The sequence below is a fragment of the Yersinia sp. Marseille-Q5920 genome (assembly GCF_946902935.1).
In the GTDB taxonomy this organism is placed as follows: domain Bacteria; phylum Pseudomonadota; class Gammaproteobacteria; order Enterobacterales; family Enterobacteriaceae; genus Yersinia; species Yersinia rochesterensis.
In genome coordinates this window covers 52,858-75,206 of sequence record NZ_CAMPQA010000005.1, presented here as the reverse complement: position 1 = coordinate 75,206, position 22,349 = coordinate 52,858, and the positions used below count along the sequence as shown (strand labels likewise).

The following is a 22,349-nucleotide window of genomic DNA, read 5'->3' as shown; positions in this document are numbered from 1 at the left end:
TGATGTTAAAAGCACATTTGAGCCGCCGAGTGAAGAATGAAGGTAGGACGCGAGGCATGGATGCCGAGCGAGGGCCGCTTGAGCATGGATGCGAATCGGCCCGGTCCGTTAGCGAAATGATGTATGAGGGAACCCACGGAGTGGGCAGGCGATACGTGCGAAGCGCGGGATTCCACAAGGGTGCGCGCCCGCACCCTTTGGCGGTTGGTTCATCGGGGGATAAGTGAGTTCGGTGCTTTAACAACCGAACCCGATCACTAATCACCAAATCGACTCTCAACCAAATCAATGATCAAATACTTAATCAACTAAAACACAAATCCCCCCAAACCTTGACAATATTTTCATATTTCCTCCATTTTTATCCGGTAAATCCCCGCTAAACTAGTAACATATGTATACCCGTCATCTTTCAAGATACAGGTGTGTTGGCTGCGCTCGTTACTCAGCCCATCCTTGGGCCTCGCCTCGCGAGGCCGCTGCAAGCAGCGCTCCTGAATCTCGAAATCTATGGGGTATGAATTTTTATTTTTTGCACCTGTGTGCGCATAAACAGATCAATAAAAGGGACTCACCGCATCATGAAAGCTCAATCCAAACGCACTTCCCGATTGCTGACTTTATTGGGAATCGTGGTGGCGATTATTGTTGCTGTGTTTGTCTGGCGTCATTTCAGTGCTGCCCCACCAAACAGTGCGCCGGGGGCACAGCAAAATGACGGAGGGAGCAGCTCCGCACGCGCGGGTGGCCGCCGTAATATGCCGATGTCTCCAGTGCAAGCCGCCACCGCCACCGAACAAGCTGTGCCGCGTTATCTCACCGGCTTAGGGACAGTGATTGCCGCGAACACCGTCACGGTCACCAGCCGGGTTGATGGCCAGTTAATGGCTATCCACTTTACTGAAGGCCAGCAGGTCAAGGCCGGTGACTTACTGGTCGAAATTGACCCGCGCCCTTACCAAGTCCAACTGACTCAAGCTCAAGGGCAACTGGCCAAAGACCAGGCCACACTGGACAATGCTCGCCGCGATTTGGCCCGCTATCAAAAACTGGCTAAAACCGGCCTGATTTCACAACAAGATTTAGATACTCAAGCCTCATTGGTGCGCCAGAGCGAAGGCAGTGTAAAAGCCGATCAAGGGGCTATCGACAGCGCCCAACTGCAACTGACGTATAGCCGCATTACCGCGCCCATCTCCGGTAAAGTCGGGTTAAAACAAGTGGATGTCGGCAACTACATTACCAGCGGCACCGCCACCCCGATTGTGGTTATCACTCAAACACATCCTGTTGATGTGGTCTTCACCCTGCCGGAAAGTGATATCCCGGCCATTATGCAAGCACAGAAAAATGCAGCAAAAAACAATACTACCGTGCCGGTTGAAGCATGGGACCGCACCAATAAGCAGATGCTAGCCCAAGGTTATCTGCTCAGTATTGATAACCAAATTGATACCACCACCGGCACCATTAAGCTGAAAGCCCGCTTTGCCAATGAAGATGACGTGCTGTTCCCGAATCAATTTGTGAATGCGCGTATCAAAGTGGATTTACTGCAAAATGCCGTGGTGGTGCCAACCGCGGCGGTGCAAATGGGTAACGAGGGGAGTTTTGTCTGGACATTAAATGACGAGAATAAAGTCAGTAAGCACTTAGTCACCACCGGAATTCAAGATAGTAAACAAGTGGTTATCAGCACCGGGCTGGAAGCTGGTCAGCGCGTGGTCACTGACGGTATTGATCGCCTGACGGAAGGTTTGCAAGTTGAAGTGGTCACTCCGCGTTCAGCGGATGCTGCGCCAGCCAATGTGGCAGAAAAATCGGCTACGACCGAAAAAGGCACACACCGTCGAGGTGAAAAACCGGCGACTGATACACCGGCTGGCACCGCCCCAGCAGCGGAGAAATCCTGATGCAAGTGATGCCTCCAACACCCGGCGGCGGGCCATCACGGCTGTTTATCCTGCGCCCAGTCGCCACCACATTATTTATGGTGGCCATTCTGTTAGCGGGGATTCTCGGCTACCGCGCCTTACCGGTTTCCGCCCTGCCGGAAGTCGATTATCCGACCATTCAGGTAGTCACCCTCTATCCCGGCGCTAGCCCGGATGTGGTGACCTCCGCCATTACTGCGCCATTAGAGCGCCAGTTTGGTCAGATGTCTGGCTTGAAACAAATGGCGTCACAAAGCTCCGGTGGCGCATCGGTCATCACTTTGCAATTCCAGCTCACTTTGCCGCTGGATGTAGCCGAGCAAGAAGTGCAGGCGGCGATTAACTCCGCCACAAATCTGCTGCCCAATGACCTGCCCTATCCGCCAATTTACAGCAAAGTGAATCCGGCGGATCCGCCCATTCTGACTCTGGCGGTGACCTCCACCGCGATCCCGATGACTCAAGTGGAAGATATGGTCGAAACCCGCATTGCGCAGAAAATCTCGCAAGTGACCGGGGTTGGTTTGGTCACCATCTCTGGCGGTCAGCGCCCAGCAGTGCGGGTAAAACTCAATGCACCGGCGGTAGCCGCCTTAGGGTTAGATAGCGAAACCATTCGCACCGCCATCAGCAATGCCAACGTCAACTCCGCCAAAGGCAGTCTGGACGGGCCAACTCGCTCGGTCACCTTGTCGGCCAATGACCAAATGAAATCCGCCGAGGATTACCGCGACCTGATTGTGGCTTACCAAAATGGTGCGCCAGTGCGCTTGCAGGATGTCGCCACCATCGAACAGGGCGCAGAAAATAACAAACTGGCCGCCTGGGCCAATACCCAACAGGCGATTGTGCTGAATATCCAGCGCCAGCCGGGGGTTAATGTGATTGCCACTGCCGACAGTATTCGCGAAATGCTGCCGGATTTGATCAAAAGCCTGCCGAAGTCGGTTGATGTCAAAGTGCTGACCGACCGCACCACCACTATCCGCGCCTCGGTCAGTGATGTGCAGTTTGAATTAATGCTAGCGATTGTATTGGTGGTGATGGTGATTTACCTGTTCCTGCGCAATGCAGCAGCCACCATTATCCCCAGTATTGCCGTGCCGCTGTCACTGATTGGGACATTCGCCGCGATGTATTTCCTTGGTTTTTCAATCAATAACCTGACATTAATGGCCCTGACCATTGCCACCGGTTTTGTGGTCGATGATGCCATCGTGGTGATTGAAAATATTTCGCGCTATATCGAAAAGGGCGAGAAACCGCTGGATGCCGCGCTAAAAGGGGCTGGTGAGATTGGATTTACCATTATTTCTCTGACTTTCTCATTGATTGCGGTGTTGATTCCGCTGCTATTTATGGGTGATATCGTCGGCCGCCTGTTCCGCGAATTTGCCGTCACACTGGCGGTGGCTATCCTGATTTCAGCGGTGGTTTCCCTGACACTGACACCAATGATGTGCGCACGGATGCTCAGTTATGAATCTCTGCGCAAGCAAAACCGCCTGTCGCGCGCCAGTGAAAAATTCTTTGATTGGGTCATCGCCCATTATGCAGCCGCACTGAAAAAAGTGCTTAATCATCAATGGATTACTCTGGGTGTCGCCCTAAGCACTCTGGTGTTGACCGTGTTGCTTTACTTATTGATCCCTAAAGGCTTTTTCCCCTTGCAGGACAATGGACTCATTCAGGGCACTTTGGAAGCGCCGCAATCTGTTTCATTCAGTAATATGGCGGAACGCCAGCAACAAGTGGCCGCGATTATCCTGAAAGATCCGGCGGTCGAAAGCTTGACCTCATTTGTCGGGGTCGATGGCACCAATGCCACTCTCAACAATGGTCGGTTGCAGATTAACCTTAAGCCGTTGAGCAGCCGAGAGGAGCGCATCCCAGAGATAATCAACCGCTTGCAGCAGAGTGTGGCCGGAATTCCGGGGATTAAACTCTATTTGCAGCCGGTGCAAGACTTGACCATTGATACCCAACTGAGCCGTACCCAATATCAGTTCACTCTGCAAGCTACCTCACTGGAGGAACTGAGCACCTGGGTGCCGAAATTGGTCAGTGAATTACAGCAACAAGCGCCATTCCAGGATGTCACCAGCGACTGGCAAGATCAGGGGTTAGTGGCCTTTGTTAATGTCGACCGAGACAGCGCCAGCCGTCTGGGGATCACCATGGCAGCCATCGACAACGCGCTCTATAACGCCTTTGGCCAGCGGTTGATTTCCACCATTTATACCCAAGCCAATCAGTATCGGGTGGTGTTGGAGCATGATGTCAAAGCCACACCGGGGCTGGCGGCTTTCAATGATATCCGCCTGACTGGCAGTGACGGCAAAGGTGTGCCGCTAAGCAGCATTGCCACTATTGAAGAGCGTTTTGGGCCGCTTTCTATCAACCATTTGAATCAGTTCCCATCAGCCACCATCTCATTCAATTTGGCGCAGGGCTATTCTCTGGGGGAAGCCGTCAATGCCGTGACCCAAGCGGAGCAGGCAATTGAGCTACCGGCGGATATTATGACCCGCTTCCAAGGTTCGACACTGGCATTCCAGGCCGCACTGGGCAGCACGCTATGGCTGATTATTGCCGCTATTGTGGCGATGTATATCGTGCTCGGGGTGTTGTACGAAAGTTTTATTCACCCGGTGACTATCTTATCCACCCTGCCGACCGCCGGTGTCGGGGCTTTGCTAGCCCTGATGTTGACCGGCAATGAGCTGGATGTGATCGCCATTATCGGGATCATTCTGCTGATCGGCATCGTGAAGAAAAACGCCATCATGATGATCGACTTTGCGCTGGCCGCCGAGCGGGATCAGGGCATGACGCCGTATGATGCAATTTATCAAGCTTGTTTATTGCGCTTCCGCCCTATTCTGATGACCACATTGGCCGCGCTGTTTGGCGCGTTGCCACTGATGCTCAGTACCGGTTCCGGGGCCGAATTACGCAATCCTCTCGGGGTCTGTATGGTCGGCGGACTGATTGTCAGCCAGGTGCTGACCCTGTTCACTACGCCAGTTATCTATCTGTTATTTGATAAACTGGCACGCAATTCCCATGGCAAAAATCGCTATCATCATGAAGATATTGAGACGCCAGAATTGCCAGATGGGCGGGAACAGCCGTGAAATTCTTTGCTCTGTTCATCCAGCGCCCGGTCGCCACCACCCTGCTGACACTGGCCATCACCCTCAGCGGAATTATCGGCTTTAGCTTATTGCCGGTATCACCGCTGCCGCAGGTCGATTATCCGGTGATTATGGTCAGTGCCTCCATGCCCGGTGCCGACCCCGAAACCATGGCGTCATCCATTGCCACACCACTGGAACGCGCACTGGGAAGAATTGCTGGCGTCAATGAAATGACTTCAACCAGCTCGCTGGGCAGTACGCGAATTATTCTGCAATTCTCCCTCGACCGCGATATTAATGGTGCGGCCCGTGATGTACAGGCGGCGCTTAATGCCGCGCAAAGCTTGCTCCCCTCGGGCATGCCAAACCGCCCAACCTATTTCAAAATGAACCCGTCTGATGCGCCAATTATGATCATGACGCTGACCTCGGATACTTTCAGTCAGGGCCAATTATATGACTTTGCCTCGACTCAATTGGCACAGAAAATTGCTCAGACCGAGGGCGTCAGTGAGGTTTCCGTCGGTGGCAGTTCACTGCCTGCGGTGCGGGTAGAGCTTAATCCTAGCGCACTGTTCAACCAAGGTGTGTCACTGGATGCGGTGCGTCAGGCGATTAGCGCGGCCAATGTGCGCCGCCCGCAAGGTTCCATTGATAGCAATGAGCAACATTGGCAGGTGCAGGCCAATGATGAGATCAAAACTGCCGAGGGTTATCGCCCGCTTATCATTCACTACAACAATGGATCCGCAGTGCGGCTGCAAGATGTCGCCAATGTCGTCGACTCCGTGCAGGATGTGCGCAATGCCGGGATGTCTGACGGTAAACCCGCGATTCTCTTGGTGATCAGCCGTGAACCGGGGGCGAATATTATCGCCACGGTCGACAGAATTCGGGCCGAACTCCCGGCCCTGCGCGCTTCTATTCCGGCCTCGATTCAATTGAATATTGCGCAAGATCGCTCGCCGACGATCCGCGCCTCACTGGATGAAGTGGAGCAATCGCTGGTGATCGCCGTGGCATTGGTGATTCTGGTGGTGTTCCTGTTCCTACGATCAGGCCGCGCCACCTTGATCCCCGCCGTTGCGGTGCCGGTTTCGCTGATTGGCACCTTTGCTGCTATGTATTTGTGCGACTTTAGCCTTAATAATCTGTCATTGATGGCGCTGACCATCGCCACCGGATTTGTGGTCGACGACGCCATTGTGGTGCTGGAGAATATTTCTCGCCATCTGGAGGCCGGGGTCAAACCGATGGTTGCCGCCCTGCGCGGGGTGCGCGAAGTCGGCTTTACTGTGCTGTCGATGAGTATTTCTCTGGTGGCAGTGTTTATTCCGCTGCTGCTGATGGAGGGGTTACCGGGGCGGTTATTCCGTGAGTTTGCCGTTACATTGTCGGTGGCTATCGGTATCTCGTTAGTTATTTCGTTGACCCTAACGCCGATGATGTGCGCCCATTTGCTACGCGCCCATCCGGCCGGTCAGCAGCAACGTATTCGCGGTTTCGGTAAAGTGCTGCTAGCTATTCAGAAAGGTTATGGCCGCTCACTCAATTGGGTGTTGGGCCATACGCGCTGGGTAATGGCCGTGCTGCTTTCCACTATTGCGCTGAATGTTTGGCTCTATATCAGTATCCCAAAAACCTTTTTCCCTGAGCAGGATACCGGCCGCATGATGGGCTTTATTCAAGCCGATCAGAGTATTTCTTTCCAGGCAATGCAGCAAAAACTGAAAGATTTTATGAAAATTGTCAGTGCCGATCCAGCGGTCGACAATGTGACTGGATTTACCGGCGGTTCGCGCACCAACAGCGGTTCGATGTTTATCTCATTGAAACCACTGAGTGAACGCAGCGAAACAGCCCAACAAGTGATTGCCCGGCTACGCGGCAAATTGGCAAAAGAGCCGGGGGCCAGTTTGTTCCTCTCTCCGGTGCAGGATATTCGCGTCGGTGGCCGTCAATCCAACGCCAGCTATCAATTTACGTTATTGGCGGATGACTTAACCGCCCTGCGTGAATGGGAGCCAAAAGTCCGAGCTGCCCTGAGCAAGTTACCGGAGTTAGCCGATGTGAACTCCGACCAACAGGATAAAGGCTCGGAAATGGCGCTGACCTATGACCGCGAAACCATGGCGCGGCTGGGTATTGATGTGTCAGATGCCAACGCGTTGCTCAATAACGCCTTTGGTCAGCGGCAAATTTCCACTATTTATCAGCCACTAAACCAATACAAAGTGGTGATGGAAGTCGCGCCTCAATACACGCAGGATGTGAGTTCACTGGACAAAATGTTTGTGATTAACAGCAACGGTCAGTCAATTCCACTGTCTTATTTTGCTAAATGGCGGCCGGCGAATGCCCCGCTGGCGGTCAATCATCAAGGTTTATCAGCCGCCTCGACTATCTCATTTAACTTACCCGATGGCGGTAGCCTGTCTGAAGCCACCGCCGCAGTTGAGCGGGCAATGACAGAGTTGGGGGTGCCGAGCACGGTGCGCGGCGTGTTTGCCGGTACCGCGCAGGTGTTCCAGGAAACCTTGAAATCTCAGCTTTGGCTGATTATGGCGGCGATCGCCACGGTGTATATCGTGCTGGGGATTTTGTATGAAAGTTATGTTCATCCGCTGACCATATTATCAACGTTGCCCTCCGCCGGGGTCGGGGCATTACTGGCGCTGGAACTGTTCGATGCGCCCTTTAGTCTCATCGCCCTGATTGGTATTATGCTATTGATTGGTATCGTGAAAAAGAACGCCATCATGATGGTCGACTTTGCTCTCGATGCACAACGCAATAGCAATATTAGCGCCCGCGATGCCATTTTCCAGGCCAGTTTGCTGCGCTTTAGACCGATTATGATGACCACACTGGCCGCCTTATTCGGCGCGTTGCCGTTGGTCTTGGGCAGTGGTGATGGCGCTGAATTACGCCAACCACTCGGGATTACTATTGTTGGCGGGTTGGTCATGAGCCAGTTACTCACCTTATATACCACGCCAGTGGTTTATCTCTATTTTGACCAGCTACGCAGCCGCTTTAGTAAAAAGCCGTTGATGAGACTGGAATAATGGCAAACGCTATAGACTTAAAAGTGCAGCCAACACACCTGCGTGTTTAAAAATGATGGATATGGCAATTATTATTGCGCTACTAGCCCTGATATTTAACCGCGTACCACCGGATACCAGCATTAATCGTAATCTACCCCGCCCGTCCGCGAAACCGGCTAACCGATAAAATAGGTGGAAATAGCATGAGAATCGGCATTACCGGAAAACTGTTTATGGCGATATTTGCCACCTGCATGCTGGTGCTCATCACCATGCATTGGGGAATAAGAGCCAGCTTCGAGCGCGGCTTTATTGATTATATCAAGCAAACTAATGAACAGCGGATAGCCATGCTAGGAGATGCGCTTGAAGTTCAATATCAGCGCTACGGTAATTGGGATTTTTTGCGCAATAATGATCAAGTTATTTATCAGATAATGAAGTCTCTCGAGCAAAGTAATGATAACGGCCGCAACTTGCCCCCACGCGGTTGGCGCACTCAATTTTGGGTGGTGGATAATGATAATAATCTGCTGGTTGGGCACACCGGGAAGCTCCCCAAAGAGGCCAGCAGCAGGGCAATAACCGTGAATAAACAGGTGGTTGGCTGGGTGATATCTACCCCACCGGAAAAACTAACCCGCAATGCTGATATTAATTTTGATCAGCAACAGCGCCGCACCAGTTGGATTATTGTCGCCTTGTCGACTTTCTTGGCCGCTGCTGTGACCTGGATTTTATCGCGCGGCATGTTGGCTCCAGTAAAACGCTTGGTGGAAGGGACTCATCGGCTGGCTGCCGGTGATTTCAGCGCCCGCGTGGCGGTCAGTAGCCGCGATGAATTGGGTCGTTTGGCGCAGGATTTTAACCAGTTAGCCAGTTCACTGGAGAAAAATGAACAGAATCGGCGCGACTTTATGGCCGATGTCTCCCACGAGTTACGCACTCCACTGGCGGTATTGCGCGGTGAACTGGAAGCTTTGCAAGATGGCGTGCGCGCGCCAACACCAGAATCGCTGATTTCACTGCAAGCTGAGGTCGCCATACTGACAAAACTGGTGAATGACTTACACCAACTTTCGCTCTCTGATCGAGGGGCGCTGGCTTATCGTAAAACCCAGTTAGATGCCACTCGCCTGCTGCAAATTGCTATTGCCAGCTTCCATGGCCGCTTTGAAGATAAAAATATCCGCATCACCACCCACCTACCTGAACAAGCTGTCATGTTTGGCGACCCCGACCGGCTAAATCAGCTGTTTCACAACTTGTTGGAAAATAGCCTGCGCTACACCAATGAGGGGGGGCAATTAGAAATCAGCGCTCAGCTTGCAGAAGAAACCTTAACGCTAAGCTGGCAGGACACTAAACCGGGCCTTAGTGATGAACAGTTACAACGCATCTTTGAGCGTTTTTATCGCACTGAAAGCTCACGTAACCGCGCCAGTGGCGGCTCGGGGCTGGGCTTGGCAATTTGCCACAATATTGTTGAAGCACATGGCGGTAAAATCAGTGCCGAACATTCGCCTATGGGCGGCCTGCGGATTACGGTAGTATTTCCGCTATTCCATTCAATAGGGTAATTCATCTTATGCACGAACAGCTACAGTCTAGCAGCCAGTTTGGTACCGTATTGATTGTTGAAGATGAGCCCAAACTGGGCCAGTTATTGGTCGATTACCTGCAAGCCGCAGGTTACAGCACTCAGTGGCTCACCAATGGTGCCGAAGTGGTCGCCGCCGTCCGCCAGGCTCCTCCCGCCATCATCTTGCTGGATTTGATGCTACCCGGCAGTAATGGCATCAGTATTTGCCGTGAAATCCGCCGTTTTTCCGATGTCCCTATCATGATGGTCACGGCGAAAACGGAAGAGATTGACCGGCTATTGGGGTTAGAAATAGGGGCTGATGATTATATCTGCAAACCCTATAGCCCACGGGAAGTGGTGGCGCGAGTCAAAACTATCCTGCGCCGTTGCCAACAACAGCGGGAACAACCCAGTGAAAGCGCACAGTTGCTGATTGATGAATCCCGCTTCCAGGCAAGCTATCAGGGCCATTTGCTGGAGCTGACCCCAGCGGAGTTTCGCCTGCTAAAAATCCTGGCAACCCAACCGGGCCATGTCTTTAGCCGCGAGCAACTGCTGAATAATCTGTATGACGATTACCGCGTGGTGACTGACCGCACTATCGACAGCCATATCAAAAATCTGCGGCGAAAATTGGAAGCCCTTGATGGTGAGAAGCCCTTTATTCGCGCGGTTTATGGAATGGGGTATCGCTGGGAGGCCGAGATTTGCCGTTTGCTGTAATTCGCTCTTTACTAATGTTGGTGGTGTATGAGTCGTTGACTACACTCTAATAGGCATATTACCAAAAGGAGCAACATTATGGCCACCGGTCACTATGAGATTAAGAAAGCAAAAAATGGGCAGTATCATTTCAGTCTGAAAGCCAGCAATGGCGAAATAATTCTCACCAGTGAGATGTACGCCAGTAAAGCTTCCGCTGAAAACGGCATATCATCGGTACAAAGTAACTCTCCACTGGAAAGCCAATATGAGTTAAAGCTCAACACGAAAAATGAGCCTTATTTCGTGTTGAAAGCGAAAAACCATCAGGTTATTGGTGTCAGTGAATCCTACAGTTCCGAAGCTGCCGCTAAAAAGGGAATTGCTTCTGTCGTGAAAAACGGCCCGACCACCATAATTAAAGACCTGACACTGTAATCTTATTGATTCGATAGCACTATTTTGCCGAACTACCCTGCTAAGAATGTATTCGCGCGGAGTATGTGACCGCGCTTTTCTCTCCTCATATTGATCCAGATCATTTAAACCTTACAAAAATTGTGCAATGGCTGATTTTCACGATGGGCAAGGTTACAATCCTCGGCTTTTAGCCACTCCCTCGGGCGTGGTTCTGACTTGAACTCAGACTGAGAGCCGTGATATGTCCTTACCAAAAGAGTCGTCATCATCAATATCTTCACCAAATATGCCTTTTACACCGGAATTGTTATCCCCGGCCGGCACCCTTAAAAATATGCGTTATGCTTTTGCTTATGGCGCAGATGCGGTTTATGCCGGTCAGCCGCGCTATAGCCTGCGAGTGCGTAATAATGAATTCAATCACGAGAATCTGGCATTAGGTATTCAGGAAGCCCATGATTTGGGCAAGCGCTTCTATGTGGTGGTGAATATCGCCCCCCACAACTCCAAACTGAAGACCTTTCTACGTGATTTAAAACCGGTAATTGATATGGGGCCAGATGCCCTGATTATGTCTGACCCCGGTTTAATCATGATGGTGCGAGAAGCTTTCCCACAGATGGATATTCACCTGTCGGTGCAAGCCAATGCTGTTAACTGGGCGACCGTTAAATTCTGGCAGCAAATGGGCTTGACCCGCGTGATACTTTCCCGTGAATTATCATTGGAAGAAATCGCTGAAATCCGCGCACAAGTGCCCGACATGGAGCTGGAAATTTTTGTGCACGGCGCACTTTGCATGGCCTATTCCGGCCGCTGCCTGCTCTCCGGCTACATTAATAAACGTGACCCGAACCAGGGAACATGCACCAATGCCTGCCGCTGGGAATATAATGTTCAGGAAGGCAAAGAAGATGATATTGGCAATATCGTGCATATCCATCAGCCTATTGCGGTGAAGAATGTCGAACCCACATTGGGTATCGGCGCCCCAACCGACAAAGTATTTATGATAGAAGAAGCCCAACGCCCAGGTGAGTACATGACGGCGACTGAAGATGAGCATGGCACTTACATCATGAATTCCAAAGACTTGCGTGCTATTCAACATGTAGAGCGCTTGACCCAAATGGGCGTGCATTCGCTGAAAATTGAGGGCCGCACTAAGTCATTCTATTATTGCGCCCGTACCGCGCAGGTTTATCGCCGCGCTATTGATGATGCCGTGGCCGGTAAACCTTTTGACCCGACTTTGCTAACCACATTGGAGGGCTTGGCTCACCGCGGTTATACCGAAGGTTTCCTACGCCGTCATGTGCATGAAGATCAACAAACTTACGACTACGGCTATTCAGTTTCAGAACGCCAGCAATTTGTCGGCGAGTTTACCGGTGTTCGCCGTGATGGGCAGGCTGAAGTCATCGTCAAAAATAAATTCTCAGTCGGTGACAGTGTTGAGTTGATGACTCCCCAGGGTAATATCCAGTTTATCCTTGAAAGTATGCAGGATAAAAAGGGTCAACCGGCAGATATCGCGCCGGGTAACGGGCACATCATGTATTTGCCTATTCCCGAAGACATTAATGTAGAATATGGCTTACTGATACGGAATTTGAACGGAACAAATAGCCGTAATCCTCACGAAAAAGCCTAAGAAGCTGTAATACCAAATAATGCCATCGTTCAGATGGCATTTTTAGCAAATATTAGAAATGGATCACATCAATTATAATAACACTGGGGTAGGATAGCTCGAGTACAATCAAGAACTAAAAAAGTTTTACAGCAAGACTAGGAACCACCTCCTTGGCTAGCCCAATCTCCCTTGGGCTGGCCTTTTCTTTTTATCATCCTAACCTGTTGATTATAGGTAATTTGTCTCATTTTTTTATTATTAGTGGTTCTTGTTATACTGTTTAATAATAACGAGAATTATCTCCTTCCATGAATAATCCCACACCAAATAAAAATCATCTTAGTTAAATAAATATTCCAGTAAAAATAAAAACTATTTTATTAGAGCCAACTATTACTAATATTCTCCATTATTTATTGAATAATCTGATAGATAAATTAAACAAGTGTGGGTTATTGTTAAGTTTATTGCAAAAACGCTCTGGAGCAAGTTATGACCTCAATGCCACAGACACTCCTCATCCTTAATGGTAAAGGAGCGGGTAACCAAGATGTTCGCAATGCCGTCAAAAACTTGCGCGAGGAAGGTGTGACTCTCCATGTTCGTGTTACTTGGGAGCACGGTGATGCAAAACGCTATGTCGAAGAAGCCGCATTATTGGCGGTTGATACAGTCATTGCCGGTGGTGGCGATGGCACTATCAATGAAGTCGCCAGCGCACTGATAACATTACCGGAGGAAAATCGCCCCTGTTTGGGTATCCTGCCATTGGGGACGGCCAACGATTTCGCCACCAGTTGCAGCATTCCTCTGCAAATAGAAAACGCATTGCAATTAGCGGTGAAAGGCCGCGTGGTTGCCATTGATTTAGCGCAAGTGAATGATAAACACTATTTTATCAATATGGCTACCGGGGGCTTTGGGACTCGCATAACGACCGAGACGCCGGACAAACTCAAGGCGGTATTAGGTGGCGCGTCTTACTTTATTCACGGCCTGATGCGCATGGACGCCATTAAAGCTGACAGCTGTGAAATTCGCGGCCCTGGCTTTGAATGGTCTGGCGATGCTTTGGTAATAGGAATTGGCAATGGCCGACAAGCCGGTGGCGGGCAACCGCTCTGCCCTGATGCTCTGATTAATGATGGTTTGTTGCAATTGCGTTTGTTGATCGCCGAAGAATTACTGCCCGCGCTATTGGCCAGCGTCTTCAGTGGTGAGAAAAACAAGAATGTCATTGAAACATCGCTACCCTGGCTCGACATCACCGCGCCGCATGACATTACTTTCAATCTGGATGGTGAGCCGTTATCAGGAAAAAACTTTCATATTGAGATAATCCCCAATGCTATCCAATGTCGCCTCCCTCCTAATTGTGAGCTGCTAGGCTAACTATCTACACAAGGGCTAGCAATCGTTAGCCTATGATTATTCTCTATTTTATCCCTATATTAACTTCTGCATCTTTCATTTCAAATCCGACGTCAGCTTAGACGGTCATATTTTCACCATACGGAAACCTTTCATTTCGATTTAATTTTCTTTTATTTTTAATCTTCATTTTGAAAGCTTTTTCTTTCAAAGTGTGATCTATATGCGATAAATAGATCTAAAAAATGATTATGGTAGTGCACATGGCGACAAACAAGATGCTGAAGTTCATTCTGAACTCTCCGTGTTTTGAAACCGCTTTAGCAGGCGGAACATTAAATTTCTTTTGATAACAAAAGTTTATAAAAACAGCCATAACCTCGATTACAGGAGAAGAAGAATGATTGAACTTATAACCCATGGAGCCGAGTGGTTTATCGGACTCTTCCAGAAAGGGGGAGAAGTTTTTGTTGGAATGGTCACCGGGATTTTACCTTTATTAATTAGTTTGTTAGTCATCATGAATGCGCTGATCAAATTTGTCGGTCAGGACAGGATTGAACGATTGGCGCAACGTTGCGCGGGGAACCCTGTTTCTCGTTATCTGTTGCTGCCAGTGATTGGTACCTTTGTATTCTGTAACCCGATGACATTAAGTCTCGGGCGCTTTATGCCAGAAAAATACAAACCAAGCTATTACGCCGCAGCGTCTTACAGCTGTCACTCAATGAATGGTTTGTTCCCACACATCAATCCAGGTGAATTATTCGTCTACCTCGGTATCGCCAGTGGTTTAACCACACTGGGCCTGCCATTAGGCCCGCTGGCGGTGAGCTACTTCCTGGTCGGGATGGTGACCAACTTCTTCCGCGGCTGGATTACTGACCTGACGACATCCATTTTCGAACGCAAAATGGGCATCCGCCTAGACCGTGACGTACAACTTTAATATGTAATTCAAATACATACTGTGTGGAGCAGATCATGAGTGAATTTATCCGGATTGAAAAAGGCGAAGGCGGTTGGGGTGGTCCATTAGAGTTGCCAATCGTCCCCGGTAAAAAAATTGTCTATATCACTGCCGGAACCCGCCCGGCCATTATTGACCGCATCAGCGAACTGACTGGCTGGGAAGCCGTCGATGGTTTCAAAGAAGGCGAGCCGCCAGCGGAAGAAATCGCCATTGCCATTATTGACTGTGGGGGCACCCTGCGCTGTGGTTTGTACCCTAAGCGCCGTATACCTACCGTCAACATCCATTCAACCGGTCAATCTGGGCCGATGGCGCAATACATACTGGAAGATATTTATGTCTCCGGCGTCCGTGAAAAGAATATCCAGAAAATCAGTAAAACCGACAGTGCAGCCGCCGCCGCTCCGACAGTAGAAGCCACACCCAAAGCGGCGGACACCCCTGCTGCCAAAGGGGGGCGTGATTACGATACCACCAAGAAAATCACCGAACAAAGTGACGGTTTGCTGGCAAAAGTGGGGATGGGCATGGGTTCTGTTGTGGCCGTGTTCTTCCAGTCAGGCCGCGACACCATTGATACTGTACTGAAAACCATTCTGCCATTTATGGCCTTCGTCTCGGCATTAATCGGCATCATCATGGCATCCGGTTTGGGTGATTTTATTGCCCACGGCTTAACGCCGCTGGCCAGCAGCCCGATTGGCTTAGTGCTCTTGGCGCTGATTTGTTCCTTCCCGCTGTTGTCACCATTCTTAGGCCCAGGGGCAGTTATTGCGCAAGTTATCGGCGTATTGGTTGGGGTACAAATTGGTTTGGGGAATATCCCACCGCAATTAGCCCTGCCAGCATTATTTGCGATTAATGCTCAAGCAGCATGTGACTTCATCCCTGTCGGCCTGTCTCTGGCTGAAGCGAAGCAAGATACCGTCCGCGTGGGTGTTCCATCCGTCTTGGTTGGCCGCTTCCTGACAGGTGCGCCGACGGTATTGATTGCTTGGGCAGCATCTGCCTTTATTTATCAATAAGATGTTATTAGCAAGAGAGAAGAATTAGACTTTCTGTAATAAATTCAACGGTTAAGGATGTACGTGTGAATACTATTTATCAGACAACTATTACCAATATCGGAGGCAGCGCCCGTGAGGCGCTGCTGGATGACATGCTCATCACCTTCCGCGAAGGGGCACCTAAAGATATTGAAGAGTTCTGTTTTATCCACCAGCACAGCGCCACTGATGGGGAATTACAGGCTGGCAACATTATGGAATTGGCCGAGATACGCTATGTCATCACCGCCGTGGGCGAAGTGGCGACGCAAAACCTCCGTGAATTGGGTCATATCACCATCCGATTTAATGGCGATGAGCATCCAGAGTTCCCAGGTTCTATTCATGTTATTGGCCCGACACCAACTGATATTTCTGTTGGCAGTTCGTTGAAATTTATTCGTTAATTTATTTATTAATTTATATCCGACGTTTTGAAGTTGCAGGGCGTACAGCTAATACCGCTGCAATTTCAATCACTAAGGATAAATTGGGAGGTCGTTATGTCACAACAAGTAGCAGTAGTGATTGGTGGTGGGCAAACTCTGGGTGCATTTTTGTGCCATGGTCTGGCCGAAGCAGGTTATAAAGTGGCGGTTGCTGATTTGAATTCAGATAACGCACAGTTGGTCGCGGACCAGATTAATGCCGAATATGGTACCGACAGCGCACAAGGTTTCCAGGTTGATGCAACCAATGAAAACAGCGTACAGATGTTGGCAAAAGCGGTCGATCAGCGCTTCCATCAAGCTAATTTGCTGGTTTACAGTGCTGGCATTGCTAAGGCCGCGCCTATCACTGATTTCCCGCTGGATGATTTTGACCGCTCACTGCAAGTGAACCTGGTAGGTTACTTCTTATGTGCTCGCGAATTCTCCCGCCTGATGATCCGTGATGGCATTGCCGGGCGCATCATCCAAATCAATTCTAAATCAGGTAAAGTCGGCAGCAAACACAACTCGGGTTACAGCGCCGCGAAATTTGGTGGTGTTGGTTTGACACAATCATTGGCGCTCGATTTGGCGGATTACGGCATCACCGTGCATTCACTGATGTTAGGAAATCTGTTAAAATCGCCGATGTTCCAATCACTTTTGCCGCAATACGCTGCAAAATTGGGCATTAAACCCGAAGAAGTTGAAAAATATTATACCGATAAAGTGCCACTAAAACGCGGCTGCGATTATCAGGATGTGCTCAATACGCTGTTGTTCTACGCCAGTGATAAAGCCGCGTATTGTACCGGCCAATCTATTAACATTACCGGCGGGCAAGTGATGTTTTAAAGCAATAATTTTTAAAGCAATGAGTTATCAAGCCCGAATCACTGACTCGCACCAGTGATTCGGGTGCATGAGTGCAGCTAACACCGCTGCGGCGTCTAGGGCGAAGATATGACTCAAAGCCATTGGCGTTGCAGCAAGGCAGCCAACGAGTAAATCTCGATGAGCTGACATCAGTCAGTGATTCGGGTGCATGAGTGCAGCTAACACCGCTGCGGCGTCTAGGGCGAAGAGTAAAAGGGTAAATTATGTCTCCTACATCAGCACTGATCAGTATTGTCATCATCGCCTGGGTACTCCAGATTTTGCTCGGATGGTGGCAAATCAACCGCTTTAACCGTGCTTTTGATAGGCTTTGCCAAAACAGTAAATCGGTCGGAGTGGGCCGTTCTGGTGGGCGTTTTAAACCGAGAGTGGTGATGGCGCTGGCTTTTGATGAGAATATGCGCGTCAGTGACAGCATGATCATGCGTGGCATCAGTGTTTTTGCCCGCCCACGCGCATTACCGCACCTTCATGGATTACATCAGCAGGATTTAATCCCGGATGTGATCTTCCCTACGGATACAGCATGTCAAACTGCACTATCATTAGCGATTAAACCGAAATCATGATATTTTCATAATGAAAGTTATTCTTTTTCATGTGAAAGTTATGTCTGAAAAAGAGGCAATGGAAATACTTGAGCAGGAATCGTTATGAAACCAAAGCAGCGACAAGTCGCTATCCTGGAATATCTCCAGCAGCACGGTAAAACGGCGGTTGATCAACTTGCCGCCCATTTTTCGACCACTGGCACGACAATCCGCAAAGATTTAACCAGCCTCGAAAATGAAGGTGCAGTGATTCGCACCTATGGCGGGGTAGTATTAAATCGTGATGATGTTGAGCAACCCATCGACCGTAAAACCCATATAAATACCGAGAAGAAAAAACAAATCGCCAAAGCGGCCAGTAAGCTGATTAAAGATGGCGATAGTCTGGTTTTTGATGCGGGCAGTACCGTACTGCAAATGGTGCCGCACCTGACTAAATTCAATAATATTACGGTGATGACCAACAGCTTGCATATCGTCAATGAATTGGTTGAGCTGGATAACGATCAGACTATCTTGATGCCGGGCGGCACTTATCGTAAAGGTTCAGCATCTTTTCATGGTAGCTTGGCAGAATCCGCCTTTGATAACTTCAGCTTCGACAAGCTCTTTATCGGCGCAGATGGCGTCGATCTCAAAGCAGGTGTCACCACGTTTAACGAAGTTTATCATGTCAGTACCGCTATGTGTCACGCCGCCAGCCGTATTATTCTGCTGGTCGACTCTTCCAAATTTGGCCGTAAAAGTCCCAATGTTGTTTGTGCACTGAGTGCCGTCGATACTCTGATTACCGATAAAGGTATTAGCGACGAATATTTGCAGGAACTGCAGAAAATGGGCATTAACATCATTCTGGTTGATAAAGATGACTAATCCATTACTTACCTATGCCCGTGAAACACTGGAGATTGAGCTAACAGAAGCCCAGCGCTTGTTATCACGTTTAGATGATAATTTTGTCCAAGCTTGCGAGCTATTGTTGAGCTGTACCGGCAAAGCGGTTGTTTCTGGCATTGGCAAATCCGGTCATATTGGTAAAAAAATTGCCGCTTCACTGGCCAGCACCGGCACTCCGGCCTTTTTCGTGCATCCAGCCGAGGCATTGCACGGTGATTTAGGTATGATTGGCCCGCAAGATGTGCTGATTTTTATCTCTTATTCGGGCCGAGCTAAAGAACTGGATATGATCCTACCCTTGCTAGCCGACAGCCATATTCCAGTGATTGCAATTACCGGCGGTTTAGAGTCGCCATTAGCGCTGGCGGCGGCTTGCGTGCTGGATATCAGTGTTGAACATGAAGCTTGTCCGATGGGGCTAGCGCCAACATCCAGCGCCGTCAATACCCTGATGATGGGTGACGCGCTGGCAATGGCATTAATGCGCCATCGCGGTTTCAATGCAGAAGACTTTGCGCGCTCACACCCCGGTGGCAGTTTGGGGGCGCGGTTGCTCAACCGAGTTCATCATTTAATGAGAACCGGTGACCGCTTACCGGTGGTAAATGAATCCGATAGCGTAATGGAAGCAATGCTGGAATTGAGTCGCACCGGATTAGGGCTGGTGGCGGTTTGTGATCCAAATCAACGGGTGGTCGGGGTATTCACTGATGGTGATTTACGCCGCTGGTTGGTTAAAGGCGGCACTTTGCAACAGCCGCTCGGCGGCGCGATAACTCGCCCGGGTTACCGCTTGCCAGAACAATGGCGCGCGGGTGAAGCACTGGAAGCTCTGCATCAGCATCATATCAGTGCGGCACCGGTGGTTAACCTTGATGGGAAACTGGTTGGCGCTATCAATCTGCATGATTTGCACCAGGCAGGCGTTGGCTGATACCCCCTTATCTTTCAAGTTGCAGGTGTGTTGGCTGCTTTCCTGCAACTTGAAAACAATCAAGAATCAGTGCCAGTTAGGATCTTGCTCTAATTGTTTTTTCAGCAAAGTCTGAACACTCTCACTCGGGCGACCAAGCCATTGATAAGTCGCGAACTTGCTCGGAGTATTGAGCGCTTCTGGCTTATCCTCTACCGACACTCGCATCCCCCATGCCTGCCAAACTTGTTTTTTATCCTTGCTAAAAGCCACCCACATAAAATTATTACTGCAATCATGAGGTTTGCAAATTCGCCCCACTTTATACTGCTGGCCTTCCCAATTGATGACTTCATACGGCGCGGATGTCCCTACCCCTTTACGCGCCCATGTAGGCAAATTTTTCTGACTCTTCACCATTTTTTGCCAGCTATTTTTATACACCGGTTGTTGTAGAAGATCAGCGGTGGTGGGAAGGGGCTTAGCAGGTGCGCCCTGAACAGGCGCTGAGTCTGATGGAGCCGAAACAACATTCATCGCTGGCTGCGCGAAAGCCCAGGAACTGGCACTGAGTATCGCCGCAGCAACAAGACAATGGAGGGTTTTATGACCTTTCATTATCGAAATCCTTATTATCTGATTAATCTATACCCTAAATATATTGAACAGGCCTCAATGCAATAAATTGGCATGCGTGATAGTAGTTTGCATATTTATGACCCTTAACAGTAGGAAAAGTTGATCCATAGCACGAATTTTCATCCTAATTCTCGTTATACCGCAATCTGTATGACAGCTTGAGGTAAGCTATAAACCAGTAGATGATGAGTTGATAACCACCCGCGAAAAAGGCCCTGCTATGTTGACCCTTGAGTTACCCGAAGCCCCTAAGAAGCTGTATTACTCTGCTGGGGATGCCCATCCGCTAGATAAGCTTGAGAGCGATAAAATCGTCCAAATGGTGGTCGATCTGGATGTTGCCAACTCTGACAGTGAGCACTATGTTACCGGCTGGATGGGGCTAAATAGCGTGGTGGTGATACGGAATTATCAAAATAAGCGCGGCACCGCCAATGGCTTTGTGTTGAACAAAGGGGATAGCTATCGGCTGAGTATTCAGTCGATTGAGTTTCGTATCCCCAAGGTGGTGTTGTGGATGAGTTTTCGCCGTAAGCCCCGCACCATGGAGTTAATCACTTACGAAACATTAGGCGAGCAACCCAGCGGGATGCAGCAATATCGTAATATTCTCGAAGAGGAATTACGCCAGCAACTGGATGAAGATTGGCGTGAACTGAACGATTATCTGGGCGCGGCTTGCTGGCAAATCGAAAATAATGTTCCTTTGTGGCAACAAGCTCATCGAGAAATAACTTTGGCTGCCGTCAGCCAGCTCGCGGCAGCCCCCATTTTCCAAACCAAACCTTTGCAAGCTGACGGCAATTATGTCGGTTTCTGGGCCGGAGAATACTTTTTCGCCGTCAGACAACCCACGGCAGATAACCCGTTGCCAGCAATACAAATTTCTTGGCGGGAAGACGAAAAAAGCATCGGCAGTTATCAGTTCGACCTGATCAAAGATGAAGCTGGCGAGCCGAAGTTGCTACTGTGTATTCGCCCACGCAAAGGGGCTAAAAGTTACCTGCTTAATCGTTTTGATGCTCATCATTTGCAACGTGCCATCGCGATGTTTACGATGACACAGCGCTATTTACTGGCGTAATAATTTCATCGACTTCAGCCTCCAAAGTCAATGGAATTGCAACCAGACAGCCCCCTGCGGTTTCAAGGTCGAAGGGGATTACCACCATTGATGGAAATGGTGCACCGGCCCGATCCCCTGCCCCACCTCGAGGGTGTCGGCTTGTTCCAGTGCCCCTTGCAGATAATCTTTAGCTACACTCAGGGTAGCGGCCCAATTCGCGTGCCGTGGCCGTAATGCCGCCAGTGCAGCCGACAAGGTGCAACCGGTGCCGTGGGTATGTCGGGTATTAATCCGCCGTGTCACAAAGCGCTGCTCACTTTGCGCGGTAAACAGCCAATCTGGGCTTTCTTCGCCACTCAAATGCCCCCCCTTCATCAATACCCCCTGACAGCCGAGAGCTAACAATGCCCGCCCTTGTTCACACATTTCTTGTTCATTATGCGCGGGTTGGCAATCAAGCAATGTTGCGGCTTCCGGTAAATTAGGTGTAATCAAATCAACTTGCGGGAGCAATAAGCGGCGCACCGCATCAACGGCCTCTGGTGCAAGTAACGGGTCCCCGCTTTTGGCAACCATCACAGTATCTAACACTACAAATGGAATGGGATAACGCCGTAGTTGCGTAGCAACAATATCGACAATTTCCGCATTTGCCAGCATACCAATTTTGGCGCTATCGATACGCACATCACTGAGGACAGAATCTAGCTGAGCAGCAACAAAAGCGGGTTCGATGGGATAAACAGACTGTACACCACCGGTGTTTTGCGCCACTAAAGCGGTAATAACACTGGTGCCGTAGGCCTGTAATGCAGAAAAGGTTTTCAGATCAGCCTGGATACCGGCACCGCCGCTTGGGTCAGTTCCGGCAATAGTTAACACATTGATACGCTTCATTAATATACTTCCCTACGCTGGCATTATCCAGATCAGGTAATACGGGTAATATCTCAGCCATTCCACTATTTGTGGCAGGCACCCCGAGTCAGAATTGTTATTATCACGGGCAGATGATAGAAGGTCAATAATACATTCACCAAACCAATGGCTTAGTGATATAAATAGCATGTGATAAAAGGGAGCCAAAGCCCCCTTATT

Annotated in this window: 18 protein-coding genes and 1 riboswitch; of the genes, 16 read left to right on the top strand and 2 right to left on the bottom strand. The window is 49.7% G+C overall.

Going from position 1 to position 22,349, the window contains the following annotated elements:
* Positions 1-581 precede the first annotated feature (581 nt).
* The 15 genes from OVO64_RS08715 to gutQ all read left to right on the top strand — a co-directional run bounded on the left by OVO64_RS08715 (position 582) and on the right by gutQ (position 19,567).
* Entirely contained in the window at positions 582-1,913 is a 1,332-nt protein-coding gene (locus tag OVO64_RS08715; protein ID WP_038635220.1) for an MdtA/MuxA family multidrug efflux RND transporter periplasmic adaptor subunit, read from the top strand.
* Positions 1,913-5,071: an MdtB/MuxB family multidrug efflux RND transporter permease subunit gene (locus OVO64_RS08710; protein WP_038635223.1), complete on the top strand. Its 3,159-nt coding sequence runs from the start codon at positions 1,913-1,915 to the stop codon at positions 5,069-5,071. Before OVO64_RS08715 ends, OVO64_RS08710 begins: the two co-directional genes overlap by 1 nt.
* A complete protein-coding gene (mdtC, locus tag OVO64_RS08705; protein ID WP_038635227.1) occupies positions 5,068-8,142 on the top strand; it encodes a multidrug efflux RND transporter permease subunit MdtC in 3,075 nt (1,024 codons plus the stop codon). Before OVO64_RS08710 ends, mdtC begins: the two co-directional genes overlap by 4 nt.
* 185 nt (positions 8,143-8,327) lie before the next feature.
* Complete coding sequence (baeS, locus tag OVO64_RS08700) at positions 8,328-9,704, top strand: two-component system sensor histidine kinase BaeS (RefSeq protein ID WP_120011147.1); 1,377 nt, start codon at positions 8,328-8,330, stop codon at positions 9,702-9,704.
* 8 nt (positions 9,705-9,712) lie between these two features.
* On the top strand, positions 9,713-10,432 hold the full coding sequence (baeR, locus tag OVO64_RS08695; RefSeq protein ID WP_038635233.1) for a two-component system response regulator BaeR: 720 nt from the start codon (positions 9,713-9,715) through the stop codon (positions 10,430-10,432).
* A gap of 78 nt (positions 10,433-10,510) precedes the next feature.
* A complete protein-coding gene (locus OVO64_RS08690) occupies positions 10,511-10,849 on the top strand; it encodes a YegP family protein (protein ID WP_038635235.1) in 339 nt (112 codons plus the stop codon).
* A 268-nt stretch (positions 10,850-11,117) separates the two neighbouring features.
* A complete protein-coding gene (yegQ, locus tag OVO64_RS08685) occupies positions 11,118-12,485 on the top strand; it encodes a tRNA 5-hydroxyuridine modification protein YegQ (protein WP_038635238.1) in 1,368 nt (455 codons plus the stop codon).
* Between the two features lie 483 nt (positions 12,486-12,968).
* Complete coding sequence (gene yegS, locus OVO64_RS08680; protein ID WP_072089049.1) at positions 12,969-13,859, top strand: lipid kinase YegS; 891 nt, start codon at positions 12,969-12,971, stop codon at positions 13,857-13,859.
* Positions 13,860-14,238: 379 nt separating this feature from the next.
* Positions 14,239-14,787, top strand: coding sequence for a PTS glucitol/sorbitol transporter subunit IIC (locus OVO64_RS08675; RefSeq protein WP_038635245.1), 549 nt, complete (start codon positions 14,239-14,241; stop codon positions 14,785-14,787).
* 35 nt (positions 14,788-14,822) lie between these two features.
* A complete protein-coding gene (locus OVO64_RS08670; protein ID WP_038635248.1) occupies positions 14,823-15,836 on the top strand; it encodes a PTS glucitol/sorbitol transporter subunit IIB in 1,014 nt (337 codons plus the stop codon).
* Positions 15,837-15,901: 65 nt separating this feature from the next.
* Positions 15,902-16,264: a PTS glucitol/sorbitol transporter subunit IIA gene (gene srlB, locus OVO64_RS08665; RefSeq protein ID WP_050291479.1), complete on the top strand. Its 363-nt coding sequence runs from the start codon at positions 15,902-15,904 to the stop codon at positions 16,262-16,264.
* A 96-nt stretch (positions 16,265-16,360) separates the two neighbouring features.
* Positions 16,361-17,143: a sorbitol-6-phosphate dehydrogenase gene (gene srlD, locus OVO64_RS08660; protein ID WP_038635254.1), complete on the top strand. Its 783-nt coding sequence runs from the start codon at positions 16,361-16,363 to the stop codon at positions 17,141-17,143.
* 245 nt (positions 17,144-17,388) lie between these two features.
* Positions 17,389-17,754 (top strand): transcriptional regulator GutM, encoded by a 366-nt coding sequence (gene gutM, locus OVO64_RS08655; RefSeq protein WP_038635257.1) that lies wholly within the window; start codon positions 17,389-17,391, stop codon positions 17,752-17,754.
* An 84-nt stretch (positions 17,755-17,838) separates the two neighbouring features.
* Positions 17,839-18,609 (top strand): glucitol operon DNA-binding transcriptional repressor SrlR, encoded by a 771-nt coding sequence (srlR, locus tag OVO64_RS08650; protein WP_038635260.1) that lies wholly within the window; start codon positions 17,839-17,841, stop codon positions 18,607-18,609.
* On the top strand, positions 18,602-19,567 hold the full coding sequence (gene gutQ, locus OVO64_RS08645) for an arabinose-5-phosphate isomerase GutQ (protein ID WP_038635263.1): 966 nt from the start codon (positions 18,602-18,604) through the stop codon (positions 19,565-19,567). Before srlR ends, gutQ begins: the two co-directional genes overlap by 8 nt.
* A gap of 66 nt (positions 19,568-19,633) precedes the next feature.
* Here the strand turns inward: gutQ and OVO64_RS08640 are convergent, their stop codons facing one another.
* Positions 19,634-20,164, bottom strand: coding sequence for an inhibitor of vertebrate lysozyme family protein (locus OVO64_RS08640; RefSeq protein ID WP_050291481.1), 531 nt, complete (start codon positions 20,162-20,164; stop codon positions 19,634-19,636).
* Positions 20,165-20,405: 241 nt separating this feature from the next.
* On the opposite strand from OVO64_RS08640, the gene OVO64_RS08635 reads away from it, so the two are divergent.
* Positions 20,406-21,269: a hypothetical protein gene (locus OVO64_RS08635; RefSeq protein ID WP_186377409.1), complete on the top strand. Its 864-nt coding sequence runs from the start codon at positions 20,406-20,408 to the stop codon at positions 21,267-21,269.
* Positions 21,270-21,347: 78 nt separating this feature from the next.
* Here the strand turns inward: OVO64_RS08635 and thiD are convergent, their stop codons facing one another.
* Positions 21,348-22,148: a bifunctional hydroxymethylpyrimidine kinase/phosphomethylpyrimidine kinase gene (thiD, locus tag OVO64_RS08630; protein ID WP_050291482.1), complete on the bottom strand. Its 801-nt coding sequence runs from the start codon at positions 22,146-22,148 to the stop codon at positions 21,348-21,350.
* A riboswitch (TPP riboswitch) is annotated at positions 22,141-22,244 on the bottom strand. It overlaps the preceding gene by 8 nt.
* Between the last annotated feature and the right edge of the window lie 105 nt (positions 22,245-22,349).

Coding starts and splice junctions, on each gene's coding strand:
- baeS (WP_120011147.1), top strand. CDS start 8,328: ATGAGAATCGGCATTACCGGAAAACTGTTTATGGCGATATTTGCCACC.
- OVO64_RS08675 (WP_038635245.1), top strand. CDS start 14,239: ATGATTGAACTTATAACCCATGGAGCCGAGTGGTTTATCGGACTCTTC.
- OVO64_RS08710 (WP_038635223.1), top strand. CDS start 1,913: ATGCAAGTGATGCCTCCAACACCCGGCGGCGGGCCATCACGGCTGTTT.
- thiD (WP_050291482.1), bottom strand. CDS start 22,148: ATGAAGCGTATCAATGTGTTAACTATTGCCGGAACTGACCCAAGCGGC.
- OVO64_RS08670 (WP_038635248.1), top strand. CDS start 14,823: ATGAGTGAATTTATCCGGATTGAAAAAGGCGAAGGCGGTTGGGGTGGT.
- baeR (WP_038635233.1), top strand. CDS start 9,713: ATGCACGAACAGCTACAGTCTAGCAGCCAGTTTGGTACCGTATTGATT.
- gutM (WP_038635257.1), top strand. CDS start 17,389: ATGTCTCCTACATCAGCACTGATCAGTATTGTCATCATCGCCTGGGTA.
- OVO64_RS08715 (WP_038635220.1), top strand. CDS start 582: ATGAAAGCTCAATCCAAACGCACTTCCCGATTGCTGACTTTATTGGGA.
- OVO64_RS08640 (WP_050291481.1), bottom strand. CDS start 20,164: ATGAAAGGTCATAAAACCCTCCATTGTCTTGTTGCTGCGGCGATACTC.
- yegQ (WP_038635238.1), top strand. CDS start 11,118: ATGCCTTTTACACCGGAATTGTTATCCCCGGCCGGCACCCTTAAAAAT.
- OVO64_RS08635 (WP_186377409.1), top strand. CDS start 20,406: ATGTTGACCCTTGAGTTACCCGAAGCCCCTAAGAAGCTGTATTACTCT.
- OVO64_RS08690 (WP_038635235.1), top strand. CDS start 10,511: ATGGCCACCGGTCACTATGAGATTAAGAAAGCAAAAAATGGGCAGTAT.
- gutQ (WP_038635263.1), top strand. CDS start 18,602: ATGACTAATCCATTACTTACCTATGCCCGTGAAACACTGGAGATTGAG.
- srlD (WP_038635254.1), top strand. CDS start 16,361: ATGTCACAACAAGTAGCAGTAGTGATTGGTGGTGGGCAAACTCTGGGT.
- srlR (WP_038635260.1), top strand. CDS start 17,839: ATGAAACCAAAGCAGCGACAAGTCGCTATCCTGGAATATCTCCAGCAG.
- yegS (WP_072089049.1), top strand. CDS start 12,969: ATGCCACAGACACTCCTCATCCTTAATGGTAAAGGAGCGGGTAACCAA.